The following is a 338-nucleotide window of genomic DNA, read 5'->3' as shown; positions in this document are numbered from 1 at the left end:
ACAAGAGCATCATGCAGCGCTGGCCCGACAGTATCGCGAAGGGCGCCGAATTCACGATGCCGGTCGCGAAGTAACTACGGACGTTAGCCTTCGGCGGCGCGGACCGAACAGCGCGCCGAAGGCGTCGATCAGGCCGGGCGTCACGCCATCGGCAAAAAAAATGATTAGGAGACTGAACGATGAGCCACGTGCAAGCCGCGTCGTCGGCGTCGGAGCGGCGTCTCGAAGGCGAATTCGACTACATTGTCGTCGGCGCGGGGACAGCAGGCTGCGTGCTCGCCAATCGCCTGACCGAAGATCCGGACGTGCAGGTGCTTTTGCTCGAAGCGGGCGGCAAG

General features: G+C 63.0%; 1 protein-coding gene. It reads left to right on the top strand.

Annotated features, from left to right (window positions below):
• Window positions 1-179 precede the first annotated feature (179 nt).
• The coding region (locus EN824_RS33930) for a lycopene cyclase family protein (protein ID WP_135933195.1) at window positions 180-338 on the top strand (159 nt) is incomplete at its 3' end.

The sequence above is a fragment of the Mesorhizobium sp. M8A.F.Ca.ET.181.01.1.1 genome (genome assembly GCF_004792025.1).
Classification (GTDB): domain Bacteria; phylum Pseudomonadota; class Alphaproteobacteria; order Rhizobiales; family Rhizobiaceae; genus Mesorhizobium.
Note: the sequence above shows the minus strand (reverse complement) of the source record. Positions and strands in the feature narration are given on the sequence as shown.